Raw genomic sequence first — 13001 nt, forward strand, 5'->3', positions numbered from 1 at the left:
AGCTTTGACTTTCTTGAAATACGAAGTTCCAACACGGATATACGGCATATCACTCATTTCAAAATGTATTTGTGGTTATGCTTTTCTGTTTCTTGATAGTGAGTTGTTGAATTCTTCTTCCGCTTCCAGTTCATCTCTGGAAATACCCATTAGCCCGAGATCTATGTCTTTTTTATAAAAGAACTTTTGCCGGATGTTGGCATTAGTGCCGGTGGGAATAAGTTTTTTACTGAGCAGTTTGTAAATTTTGCTTTTGGATAGCCCGGTGTACTGGGCTAGTTCTTCAACATTGAAAACGGTTTTGTTCTCCGCCAATAGGGTTTTGATTTGTTTTAATTCGTTTAGAACTTGTTTGGAAATAAATGCTTGATTTTCCATAGGTGACATATTTTTAATGATTAATGACGCTAGATGCGTGAAAACTTCATTAGCAAATATGTAACTGTATGTGGCAGTAAATCAAGAGGGTAATTTGAGTTACGGACTAATTTCGGGAGAAATACCGTCTATCGAAAAAGTATTTTCTGGAACTCCTTTAGGTTTTCTGAAAATTCCGTTTCACTTTCATTCACAAACTCTGAAAACCGCGAGTTCAAACTCGTCCTTTTAACTTCTGAGCCGTTCAATGTGAAGGTTGATTCAATGAATTTAAAGAGTTGCTCTTTACGCTCTTTTTTGAAATCTCTGATTCCACCATCAATAAGCAGGTGAAGAATGCGAAGTAGTTTTTTATAATCAGCTGCAGTCCGATTGTCTGATACCAGTTTAAAATCGATTTTGCTTTTTGTTTCAAGTCCATTTAATACCAGGTTTATATTTTCCCGATCGTGTTCTGAGAAGCCCAGGTTTGGTAGAACGATCCCGTTTAAATTATTTCTGGTAAACTGGAAACAACCGGAAGGTACTTGTTTGGATAATCTTCGTGCTTCATTCAGTGATCCGATAAAAAGTAAAGTAAAGAAAAGTATTGTTATGCTTATGGCAGAGTAGAGGATAACATGGATAAATGAAAATCCCATGCCCCAGAGTCCGAATAACAGAATCAGAAGACAAACAAACAGGATAAAAAGGATCGTTGTATTGTGGTTGCGTAATATTCTAATATTGAAGATCCACCGGAGTTTCCGGTTGAATCGAAATATAATTACTCCTGATTTCTTGATTATTGTTTCCATAGCAGCCCCTCTAAGTATAAATTCCATGCAACATCAAAAGTAAATCGGAAGAGCATTTTTTTTGGGATCTCCTAAAACAAAAAAGAGTTGCAAGAAATACATCTTACAACTCTTTGGTTTTCTGGTGAACCTGAAGGGACTCGAACCCCTAACCTCCTGATCCGTAGTCAGGTGCTCTATCCAATTAAGCTACAGGTCCAGAACGCGTTTGCTTTAAAAGCGGTGCAAATATAACGCTTATTTGTATAAATACAAGTCTGTGCAGGAATTTTATTGAAATTAATTACAAATCGTTTTTATCCGTATTTCTGCCTAAGAATTCAACCACCTAACAGCAAAACAATTACGAGTATTTCTCCATTTTATCTTCAATGGTCACATCGTTTTCAAAGTTTACCTGAAGTTTCATATTGGTGATCATTCGTTGTGTTCCTGCCTCGCCGCAGGCCTCATGAATACGCTCCAGCAAATTCGGAAATTCATGAAATCCACATTCAACTACAGTTTCAAACGGGCACACCTGGTAGCGGTATCCCGATTTTTGGATGGTTTCAATTGCCTTGTCAACCAATTCGTATTTTATTTTTCCGTCGGCTTCAGGCAATACCTGAATAGCCACATTTATCTTATTCGTTTTCCAACTCATCGTTATTCTTATTTTCCTTATGATGTATTAATTGTATAATCTCGCTACGCGACAAAATCTTAACATTGGTAATTACCATATCTTCACGTAAGAAGCCACCGTACTGATTGCACTCGTTAATTACATTCTGAAATGTATCTCTGATTTCGGCAGTAATCGGCAACATTACCAAAGCCGATGAAAAACCTTCCATAAAGTCCATCGATTCAAACACTCCTTCCTGCTTGTTGAGCTCGAATATTAACTCATCTTTAAGAAGCTTTTGTTGCGTTTCTGTTAACATTTCGTTCTCATTAACCGAAAGGAACACCACAAAATAGCGCAGTTTTTTGCCTTTCCCACCCAGTCCGGTTGATATAAACACCTGTTGCTCATCAAGTAAGGAGCTATGCATTAGCATTCTGCTTTCCTGTAAAGCCAGCGTTCCCCATTGTTTCAGGTCGCCTTCAGCCTCTTCAACAAACTTCTCAAGCGTTCGGTACGCCTTCACGTCATCGTACACCGCAATGGCTGTAAGTATTTCCTTTTTACGTTCTTCGTCAACTTCTTTGTCAAAAAGTTCCTCTCTCGCCTCAAAACATTCTTCCGATATGTCCCTGTCCTTCAGTAGTCGGGCAAATTCAAAGTATTTCATCTGAATACCAACATCTATCTGTTCCTCCAGAATACTAAAGTTATCGGGCAGATCGTCCAATGCTTTCTGAATATTATTATAAAATTTATCTTCCTCCATTTTACCTCCTTCGTTCGAACAAAAGTAGTGACTTGTTGTAACTATGTAAAGAACAAATATATTTTATTTTTTATCATCGGAATTTAAATATATTTGTAGGCTTATTTTTATTTAATTTAAATACAGAAAGCAGGGGGAGAGTGAAATTAAGCGAAGCAAGAAATAATGAGCCGGTGATAATCACCAAAGTTTTAGGTCATGGTTCGTTCCGGAAGAGGATTACTGAAATGGGATTTATCCGTGGCAACGAAGTTCGGGCCATAAAAGATTCTCCATTTAGAGGGCCCAGCGAATACAAAATTCTGAACTATAATATTACGCTGCGGAAATCGGAAGCCGATCAGATTGAGGTTATTCCGGCCTCCGAGTTCAAAAAAACATCAACCGACACTTACGAGGGCACTATCGACCGAAATATCGACCTAATCGACCACTCGGCGCGTACAAAAACAATCAATATCGCATTGGTAGGTAATCCCAACTGTGGAAAAACCACGCTGTTTAATTTTATCTCCGGATCGAAAGAAAAAGTTGGAAACTATAGTGGTGTTACGGTAGACGTTCATAAAGCCACTTTTAAAAGTGGCGATTATACATTCAACTTTTACGACCTGCCCGGCACTTACAGTTTAACAGCCTATTCAAAAGAAGAAATATTTGTAAGGAAGTTTATTTACGAACAAACTCCCGATATTGTAATAAACGTACTGGATTCTACCAACCTGGAACGAAGCCTGTTTCTTACCACACAATTAATCGACATGGATTTAAGGGTTATTATGGCCCTGAACATGTTCGACGAGCTGGAAAAAAACAAGCTTAAACTGAATAAGGAAGAGTTATCGAAACTGGTTGGAATTCCGCTCATCCCTACGGTTAGCTCGAAAGGGCTCGGATTGGATAACTTAATTGAAAAAGTTATTGAAGTTTTTGAGGGCCGCGATAACTTTTCGCGCCATATTCATATCAATTATGGAAAAGAGCTTGAAAAATCGATCCGCACCATTCGTCAGAAAATAAAAGAAGACAAACCGATCACTGATAAGATTTCGTCGCGTTTTCTGGCCATTAAACTGCTCGAAAAAGACAACCAGGTAATCGAACTGCTCTCGAAATACTCTAATTTCGAGGAGATACAGGAAGTTACCCTAAAAGAAATAAAGAAGATAGAACTGCTTGAAAACGACGATAGCGAAACGGTTATTGCCAATGCCAAATACAGTTTTATTGCCGGTGCTTTACGCGAAACGTACAGCAACAAACGTAAGGAAAAGAAAACCCAATCGGAAAAAATAGACAGTGTGTTAACCAACCGTTACCTCGGATTTCCGATATTTACGGCACTACTGTTTTTTATCTTTTGGACTACATTTAAATTGGGGGCTTACCCGATGGACTGGATTGATGCGGGAGTTGTGGCATTGGGTAATTTTGTGGGCAACATAATCCCCGAGGGCATGCTGAACGATCTCCTGGTTGACGGTATAATTGGTGGCGCCGGAAGTGTTCTGGTGTTTTTGCCCAATATCCTTATTCTGTTCTTTTTTATATCCCTGCTTGAAGGCTCGGGCTACATGGCACGCGCAGCTTTTATAATGGACAATATTATGCACCGCTTTGGTTTGCATGGCCGTTCGTTTATTCCTATGATAATGGGATTTGGATGTAATGTTCCGGCTATTCTGGCAACACGTTCCATGCGAAGTCGTGGCGACCGGATTCTTACCATGCTTATCATTCCGTTTATGTCGTGTAGTGCGCGGCTACCGGTTTATATCCTTATTATTTCAGCCTTTTTCCAGAAATACGAAGCCTGGATATTAATTGGAATTTATGCGGTTGGAATTCTCTTTGCGTTTATTACAGCACAGGTTCTTAATAAAACGGTTTTTAAGAATAAAGAAACACCGTTTGTAATGGAGCTACCCACTTACCGCCTGCCAACTTTTAGGAATGTGGTGTACCACATGTGGGACAAAACGCAACATTACCTGAAAAAGATCGGGACAATTATTTTGTTGGGTGTGGTTATTATTTGGGCCCTGGAATATTTCCCGCGAAAAACGGAAAATACTGTCGGTTTTGAAGAACAAATTGAGCAGATAACAAGCTCAGAAATACCCGATATTCAAAAAGAAGAACGCATTGCAGAGGTGAACCATGCCATGGAATCTGATCGGTTGATCAACTCCTATCTTGGACGAACAGGAAAACTCATTCAGCCGATTATGAGTCCGCTTGGTTTCGACTGGAAAATGAGTATTGCTGTGGTGGCTGGTTTGCCGGCAAAAGAAATTGTGGTGAGTACCATGGGAGTACTTTACCAATCGCAGGATGGCGAAACAACCATCAACCTACAGCAAAAATTGCAAAACGAAGTTCACCAGTTAGGCAAACATAAAGGACTGGCCGTATTTACCACACCTGCTGCACTGGCATTTATTATTTTTATTCTGCTTTATTTCCCGTGTATTGGTGTTGTGGCAAGCATTAAAAACGAATCGGGCTCTTGGAAATGGGCCGCGTTTTCGGTCTTTTACACCACGGCCCTGGCATGGGTGGCAGCTTTTATTACCTATAACATTGGGATGTTATTCATTTAATATGATCCAGGAAATTCTGACATATCTGATTATTGCTGCTGCCATTTTTTGGGCAGGACTAAAAGTGTACCGTCGTTTTTTTAAACCTGCTAAAAAAAACAAAACAACCGATTTTAAAAAGGATAAAATAACCATGGTACACAACTGCTCCGAATGCGCTGCCGGAGACTGTGCTTTGCGGGATTTACCACGAAAGGTTATTGAAAAGAATATTGAAGAGTGCCACGACAATGCCGTCCCTTCATCACAATGATTTTAATCCTGAAATAATTTCCTTTGGATTTTCGGCACTAAAAACAAAACTTCCGGCAACAAGAACATCGGCACCCTTATCAAGCAGCTTTTTTCCTGTTTCGTAGTTTACTCCACCATCAATTTCAATCTTACAGTCAGAATTTGCGTCATCAATCATTTTGCGCAATTGTGCCACCTTCCTGTAAGTATTTTCGATGAATTTCTGGCCACCAAAACCCGGATTTACCGACATCAGCAACACCATATCCAAATCGCCGATAATATCCTCTAAAACGGCTACAGGCGTATGTGGATTTAAACAAACGCTTGCCTTGGCTCCAAACGATTTTATTAACTGCACTGTACGGTGTAAATGACGACATGCCTCGTAATGTACCGTAATAATTGATGCACCGGCGTTAACAAAAGGCTCAATAAATTTATCCGGATCAACGATCATCAAATGCACATCGAGCGGTTTTTGTGCAATTTTCTTTACATGTTCTATTACCGGAATTCCGAACGATATATTTGGAACAAACACACCGTCCATCACATCAAAATGAATATAATCAGCTTCACTTTGATTGATCATTTCGATATCTTTTCCGAGATTGTTAAAGTCAGCTGACAGAATGGAGGGTGCTATCAAAGCTCTCATAAATGTAGTTTATTTACCCAGGTATGATTTTAGTAACCTGTTTCGGTATTGGTTTTTTAGTTTTTTTATTGCTTTTTCTTTTATCTGACGAACACGCTCACGTGTTAATCCAAAAACATCTCCGATTTCTTCCAGCGTATGCGGCTGATATCCTTTTAAACCAAAGTAATAACGTAAAATTTCCGCTTCCCGTTCCCCGAGTGTTGACAACGATCGTTCAATCTCTTTACGAAGTGAATTATCCATCAGCCCTCCATCCGGATCCGGTGAATCTTCGTTTAGCATCACATCATACAAATTATTCGCTTCCTCTTCACGAAGAGGGGCATCCATTGATACATGTGTATTTGAAAAATTCATCGAATCCTCAATCAAATCCGGTTTTGATTCCATTAATTCTGCAACTTCGTCAACGGTAGGTTCGCGCTGGAATTCCTGCTCTAACTTATTAAATGCTTTGTTGATTTTATTTATCGAGCCAATTTTATTCAAAGGTAAACGAACAATTCTCGATTGTTCGGCCAAAGCCTGAAGTATCGATTGACGAATCCACCAAACGGCGTACGATATAAATTTAAAACCGCGGGTTTCATCAAAACGTTCCGCAGCTTTTATCAATCCCAAGTTTCCTTCATTAATTAAATCCGGTAGACTGAGCCCCTGATTTTGGTATTGTTTCGAAACGGAAACAACAAACCTAAGGTTTGCTTTTATCAGCGTTTCCAAAGCTTCGCGGTCACCTTTTTTTATGCGTTTGGCCAACTCCACTTCTTTCTCCGCAGACAACAACTCTACCTTCCCAATTTCGTGCAGGTACTTATCCAGCGAGAGGGTGTCGCGGTTAGTAACCTGTTTGGTAATTTTTAGTTGTCTCATATATTGATATTGTTAACATTAATCCTTTTGAATAATGATACACTCTATAATAATATTACATTTCGGCGATAAAAGTAACACTCAAAACTAAATAAATTTACCATTAAATTTATCATTATCAACTAAAACACAAAAATCAGTCAACTGTTCAACAGCATATCTTTTTTCAGTTTGGCTGATTTATAAGATAATTTTTAAAACCATCATATTCACTGGTCATTTGCTCACTTTGTTTCTCGCCTTGCATAAAAGCGGCAAGCTTTTCAGGCAATTCAACTTTGCCTTTTCCAATAACATTTTCCACTGTTTCAGTGAACTTTGCCGGATGTGCTGTTTCTAAAAAAACGCCAATTTCGTTTTCCGACAAATATTCGCTTAACGACTGATAACCACAAGCTCCATGCGGGTCGCATAAATAGTTCAGTTCGTTGTAAACCTTTAAAATCACTTCTCTGATTTCTTCATCAGAATAACGGTAACCTTTAATTTTTTGGGCAACTACCGCATGTTCGTTTTTGTACAAATCGAGAATACGCGCAAAATTACTCGGTGCACCAACATCCATGGCATTGGCAATGGTCTCAACCGACGGGCGAGGTTTATACTCCCCACTATTGAGGTATTCAAAAACCACATCGTTTTCGTTATTAGCTGCAATAAATTGTTTTACCGGCAATCCCATTTCTGCTGCAATCAACCCTGCGGTAAGGTTTCCAAAGTTTCCGCTGGGCACTGAAACAACCAATTGTTTATCATCGAGTTTCCCTGCTTCTTTCAGGCGCGCATAAGCATTAAAATAATAAAATGCCTGCGGAAGAAAACGTGCTACATTTATAGAGTTAGCCGATGTTAACACCAGCTTTTTATTCAGCTCCTCATCAAGAAAAGCCGTTTTTACCAAATGCTGACAATCGTCGAAAGTACCTTCGATCTCCAATGCTGTAATATTCTGCCCCAGTGTTGTAAACTGCGATTCCTGTATATCACTAACTTTTCCCTTTGGATAAAGCACGTAAACATGAATGCCGTCAACTCCGAGGAAACCGTTAGCTACCGCACTACCTGTATCGCCCGATGTGGCCACCAAAACGTTTACCAGTTTCTCTTGCTTCCCCAAAAAATGATTGAGCAAACGCGCCATAAAACGCGCGCCAACATCTTTAAATGCCAGCGTTGGGCCATGAAACAGCTCCAGGGAATAAATAGAATCGGTAACTTTTACAACCGGACAATCAAATTGCAGGGTATCAAAAACGATCTCTTTCAATTTGGCTTCTTCAATATCTTCACCAAAGAATTTCTTTGCCACTTCAAAAGCTATTTCCTGAAACGACAGGTTTTGAATTTCATCAAAAAAAGCAGGATCGAATTTTTCAATCTGCTCGGGCATAAACAATCCGTTATCGGCCGCCAGTCCCTTTACAACTGCTTCTTTTAAAGAAACATCAGGGGTATTTCTATTTGTACTATAATACTTCATTTCTGTGTACAAAAATATAGATTTGGTTTTAAGGTTTTATTCCTGATACGACAAAAACATGACATATATCACAAACTTAACACCTTTTGATTCCCATATATCGTCATCTACTTCAAGAACTCGCGAATAAATTCGTCACCTTGCAGAGTTCCAAAGATTCCGTTTCGTGGATCGAACTCATCGTATACTTCCACCTCATCGGCTTCAGCACCAGGCTTGTAAATGGTAAACGGCACGGCATCGCGGGTATGTGTTTTTAGTGCACATGGCGTTGGATGATCGGGCAAAATAGCAATTGCCACCTCTTCGTCCATTTTTGCCGTTTCTTCCAGGATGTATTTTACCACACGCTGATCAAGATACTCAATGGTTTTTGTTTTCAGTTCCACATCTCCTTCATGGCCCGCTTCATCGCTTGCTTCGATGTGCAAATACACAAAATCGTTTTCTTTTAGTGCTTCAATTGCAGCCTGGGCTTTCCCTTCGTAGTTGGTGTCGTACAAACCGGTTGCGCCTTCCACATGAATCACTTTCATTCCGGCATATACTCCAATTCCATGGATCAGATCGACCGCAGAAATAACCGCCGAATTCTCGATACCAAACATTTCCTTTAACGTTGGCATGGCAGGTTTATAACCCGGTGACCATGGCCATACAGAGTTACCGGGATCTTTCCCGGCAGCTATACGCTTCAGGTTTACCGGATGATCTATCAATAGTTCCTGTGATTTTAAAATCAGGTCAGTAACCAAATCAGCAGTTTCTTTTGCTGCTTCGGTTCTGGCTTTTGGCAAACAACCGGCAAATGGTGTTCCCGGCACATCGTGTGGCGGAGTACAGGCAAAGTCTTTTACTCCACCTTTAATCACCAGCAAATGACGATACGAAACGCCCGGGTAGAATTTTATTTTGTCTGTTCCGAGTTTCTCATCCAAAAATCGGATCAACTCTTCTGCTTCTTCATTTGAAATATGTCCGGCCGAGTGGTTTTTAATTTTCTCATCTTCCACACAAATCAGGTTACAGCGCATACCCAAATCTCCGGGTTGTAATTCAACGCCCATACTGGCCGCTTCCAGCACTCCCCTACCTTCAAAAACCTTTTCAACATCGTAGCCTAATACGGCCATGTTTGCAATTTCGCTACCCGGATGCATAGTTTCGGGAACGGTTTTTAATAAGCCCGACTGGCCGTTTTTTGCCAGCCAATCGATATGTGGTTTATTTGCCATTTGCAGCGGAGTTTTTCCGCCATAGGCTGCGAGTGGCTCGTCAGACATGCCATCGCCAAGAATTATAATATGTTTCATGATGTTCAGACAATAAAGAGAAGACCAGTATTCGGTGACAGCAGTTGGCAACCGGTCTTCTAAATTTTTTTACTTTTTTATAAGAATGTTTTTAGCAGCAACTTTGTTCTAAATATTCGACACTTTTATCAAATCGGCAAATACACCGGCTGCCGTTACCGAGGCTCCGGCGCCATAACCTTTTATCAGCATCGGAAATTCGTGATAACGTTCTGTTGTGTACATTACCAGGTTATTGCTTCCTTCCAGGTCGTAAAACGGATGCTTAGAATCTACTTCCTGCAATCCGGCTTCGGCTTTACCATTCTCGAACTTAGCCACAAAGCGCCATTTTTTATTTTCAGCTTCCAGTCGCTGACGTTCGGTTTCAAATTTGGCATCCAACTCCGAAACACCCGCCCAAAACTCGTCGAGCGTACCAGCGAAAAGTTCTTCGGGAACAAAACGGTTGATCAAAATATCATCCATTTCAATACGATAACCCGATTCGCGGGCAAGAATAAGAATTTTACGAGCTACGTCAACACCACTTAAATCAACACGTGGATCGGGTTCTGAATAACCTTCTTCCTTGGCCATTTGAATGGTTTTGCTCAATGGAATATCAGCCGAAATAGTATTAAAAATATAGTTGAGCGTGCCGGAAAGAACGGCTTCAATCCGTAACACTTTATCGCCCGAATTCACCAAATCATTTAGTGTATTGATAATTGGTAAACCGGCACCAACATTGGTTTCGAAAAGAAATTTAATCCCTTTCTTTTTGGCTATTTTTTTCAGTTCGGCATAATTATCGTACTCCGATGAAGCGGCTACTTTATTCGCCGTAACAATGGAAACGTTCGAACTCAAAATTTCTTTATAAAGATCGGCAACCGCATCGTTGGCCGTACAATCCACAAATACTGAATTGTAAATATTCATTGCCTTGATCTCATCAACAAAACCCTGCAACGACGATGTTTTCTCCGAAGCATCCAACTGCTCTTTAAAGGAATCAATTTCGATTCCATCGCGGTTAAAGAGCATTTTTTTAGAGTTGGCAATTCCGGTTAACTTCAATCGCAGGTGGTTTTGTTTCAAAAGTCGCTCCTGTTGTTGTTTAATCTGCTTAAGCAGGTTTCCTCCAACAGTACCGATTCCCATCAGGAAAATATTCAGCTCCACATTCTCCGACAGGAAGAACGATTCGTGCACCACATTTAAGGTTTTTCGCAGGTCGTCGTTTTTAACTACCCACGAAATATTCAACTCCGACGCTCCCTGCGCGATGGCAATAATGTTTACACCACTTTTTCCCATGGTAGAAAAAAGTTTTCCGGCAATACCGGTGGTGTGTTTCATATTCTCGCCAACAATCGCCACAACAGAAACGCTTCGTTCCAGCTCAATACGATTCACTTGTCCGGCAGCAATTTCTTTTTCAAACTCTTCGCGAAGTGCTGCTTCAGCCACATCCAGAGCTTTTTCTTCAATAGCCACACTGATTGAATTTTCTGAAGACGCTTGCGAAATCAGAATCACGTTTACATTTACCCTTGCAAGTGCGGTAAACAATCGCATTGAAATGCCGGTAACACCCACCATTCCTATACCCTGCAAAGTAACCAGCGTAATTCCTGAAATGGAAGAAATACCTTTAATCGGGCGGTCGAAACCATTCTTAACGCCTTTAACAATTTTGGTTCCCGGATTTTCCGGATCAAAGGTGTTTTTAATCTGGATGGGAATTCCCTTTTGATAAACCGGCAAAATAGTTGGCGGATAAATTACTTTGGCACCAAAATGCGAGAGCTCCATGGCCTCTGAATATGATATCTCAGGAATGGTATAAGCCTTGCGAATCACACGCGGATCGGCTGTCATAAAACCGTTTACGTCGGTCCATATTTCCAGAATCTCAACATCAAGGGCTGCAGCCAAAATTGCGGCAGTAAAATCAGATCCACCACGCCCAAGCGTCGTGAATTCGCCTTTGGCATTTTTCGAGATAAAACCGGGCACAACGGCCGCTCCTTTAAAACCGGCAAAAGTTTCCTTGATTCTATTGTTAGTAACGCCAAAATCAACTGCCGCTTTACCAAAGTTGCTGTCGGTTTGAATAAACTCAGACGAGTCTTTTCGCGGGCAACCAATAAATTCGGCAACAATATGCGACGAAATTCGTTCGCCCAAACCGGCAATTCGATCGAGCGTTTTCAGTGTTAATTCGCCCACCAAAGTTATACCGGTAAGTAATTTCTCCAGCTCGTCGAGCAATACATCAACATACTCTTTTACCGATCCTGATCCGTTAAACAGCTCACTTAATGTTTCGTCGTGTCTTTGTCTGATTTCCGTAAGTTCCGTATGAAAGTCGCCTGTACCAGAGGCAGCATTGTGCGCTGCCGTTAGAATTTTATCGGTTATGCCACCAAGGGCTGAAACTACCACAACAACATCGTCGTTCTGGTTTAGTACAATGTCTTTTACACGTTTAATGTTTGCGGCGGAACCTACGGATGTCCCACCAAACTTTAACACTTTCATACGATTTTTTTTATCTATTTATATTTGTAAAAACTACTTCATCTTTAAGCCTGCCTTATAAAAAAACCGGATGAATCGACAGAATCAATTCACCCGGTATATTCTGTCTATATCAGTTAATCTATTCTGTGGTGGTGGTTACTGTTCCTGTAATGGCTTCAATAATTTTCGTCTCCAATTCCTGAGCAAGCTCGGGATTATCGATAACCAACTGACGCACAGTTTCACGGCCCTGCCCCAGTTTTGTTTCACCATAACTAAACCACGATCCACTCTTTTTAATAATATTGTAATGAACGCCCAAATCGATGATCTCGCCCGATTTAGAAATTCCTTCGCCATACATAATATCAAATTCAGCTTTACGGAATGGCGGTGCCACTTTGTTTTTCACCACTTTTACACGTACGTGGTTACCGTTCACTTCGTCGCCATCTTTAATTTGTCCGATACGACGAATATCCAAACGCACCGACGCATAAAATTTCAGTGCGTTACCACCGGTTGTTGTTTCCGGGTTACCGAACATTACACCGATTTTCTCGCGCAACTGGTTTATGAAAATACAGCAGGTTTTTGTTTTGTTGATGTTGGCCGTAAGTTTACGCAATGCCTGCGACATCAAACGTGCCTGAAGTCCCATTTTTGAGTCTCCCATTTCGCCTTCCAGTTCGGCTTTTGGAGTTAATGCAGCAACCGAGTCGATTACAACAATATCCAGCGCTCCTGAACGGATCAGGTTATCGGTAAT

At 40.6% G+C, this 13001-nt stretch carries 12 protein-coding genes and 1 tRNA gene; 2 read left to right on the plus strand and 11 right to left on the minus strand.

Annotation, left to right across the window (positions count from 1 at the left end; all coding sequences use genetic code 11):
* Window positions 1-75: 75 nt before the first annotated feature.
* The 5 genes from ABZB17_RS13475 to ABZB17_RS13495 all read right to left on the minus strand — a co-directional run bounded on the left by ABZB17_RS13475 (window position 76) and on the right by ABZB17_RS13495 (window position 2554).
* A complete protein-coding gene (locus ABZB17_RS13475) occupies window positions 76-378 on the minus strand; it encodes a helix-turn-helix transcriptional regulator (RefSeq protein ID WP_372650864.1) in 303 nt (100 codons plus the stop codon).
* Between the two features lie 128 nt (window positions 379-506).
* Window positions 507-1175: a hypothetical protein gene (locus ABZB17_RS13480; protein WP_372650865.1), complete on the minus strand. Its 669-nt coding sequence runs from the start codon at window positions 1173-1175 to the stop codon at window positions 507-509.
* Window positions 1176-1297: 122 nt separating this feature from the next.
* A tRNA-Arg gene (locus ABZB17_RS13485) sits at window positions 1298-1374 on the minus strand.
* Window positions 1375-1518: 144 nt separating this feature from the next.
* Window positions 1519-1821, minus strand: coding sequence for an MTH1187 family thiamine-binding protein (locus ABZB17_RS13490; protein WP_372650866.1), 303 nt, complete (start codon window positions 1819-1821; stop codon window positions 1519-1521).
* Window positions 1802-2554 carry a hypothetical protein gene (locus ABZB17_RS13495; protein WP_372650867.1) on the minus strand — a complete coding sequence of 251 codons (753 nt, stop codon included), beginning with the start codon at window positions 2552-2554 and terminating at the stop codon, window positions 1802-1804. The genes ABZB17_RS13490 and ABZB17_RS13495 overlap by 20 nt, the downstream gene beginning before the upstream one ends.
* A 140-nt stretch (window positions 2555-2694) precedes the next feature.
* On the opposite strand from ABZB17_RS13495, the gene feoB reads away from it, so the two are divergent.
* The gene (feoB, locus tag ABZB17_RS13500) at window positions 2695-5157 is read left to right on the plus strand and encodes a ferrous iron transport protein B (protein WP_372650868.1); all 2463 of its coding nucleotides are present in this window, start codon (window positions 2695-2697) and stop codon (window positions 5155-5157) included.
* A 1-nt stretch (window position 5158) separates the two neighbouring features.
* Window positions 5159-5410 carry a hypothetical protein gene (locus tag ABZB17_RS13505; RefSeq protein ID WP_372650869.1) on the plus strand — a complete coding sequence of 84 codons (252 nt, stop codon included), beginning with the start codon at window positions 5159-5161 and terminating at the stop codon, window positions 5408-5410.
* Here ABZB17_RS13505 and rpe read toward each other — a convergent pair.
* The 6 genes from rpe to recA all read right to left on the minus strand — a co-directional run.
* Window positions 5402-6052: a ribulose-phosphate 3-epimerase gene (gene rpe / locus ABZB17_RS13510; RefSeq protein ID WP_372650870.1), complete on the minus strand. Its 651-nt coding sequence runs from the start codon at window positions 6050-6052 to the stop codon at window positions 5402-5404. The two genes, ABZB17_RS13505 and rpe, sit on opposite strands and share 9 nt — an antisense overlap.
* Window positions 6053-6061: 9 nt before the next feature.
* Entirely contained in the window at window positions 6062-6928 is an 867-nt protein-coding gene (locus tag ABZB17_RS13515; RefSeq protein ID WP_372650871.1) for an RNA polymerase sigma factor RpoD/SigA, read from the minus strand.
* A gap of 166 nt (window positions 6929-7094) precedes the next feature.
* A complete protein-coding gene (gene thrC / locus ABZB17_RS13520) occupies window positions 7095-8408 on the minus strand; it encodes a threonine synthase (protein WP_372650872.1) in 1314 nt (437 codons plus the stop codon).
* A 107-nt stretch (window positions 8409-8515) separates the two neighbouring features.
* On the minus strand, window positions 8516-9721 hold the full coding sequence (locus tag ABZB17_RS13525; protein WP_372650873.1) for a cofactor-independent phosphoglycerate mutase: 1206 nt from the start codon (window positions 9719-9721) through the stop codon (window positions 8516-8518).
* A gap of 108 nt (window positions 9722-9829) precedes the next feature.
* Window positions 9830-12250 (minus strand): bifunctional aspartate kinase/homoserine dehydrogenase I, encoded by a 2421-nt coding sequence (gene thrA / locus ABZB17_RS13530; RefSeq protein ID WP_372650874.1) that lies wholly within the window; start codon window positions 12248-12250, stop codon window positions 9830-9832.
* A gap of 121 nt (window positions 12251-12371) precedes the next feature.
* Window positions 12372-13001: recombinase RecA (recA, locus tag ABZB17_RS13535; RefSeq protein ID WP_372650875.1), on the minus strand; the 630-nt coding region annotated here is incomplete at its 5' end.

This window comes from Draconibacterium sp. (assembly GCF_041583095.1).
In the GTDB taxonomy this organism is placed as follows: Bacteria; Bacteroidota; Bacteroidia; order Bacteroidales; family Prolixibacteraceae; genus Draconibacterium.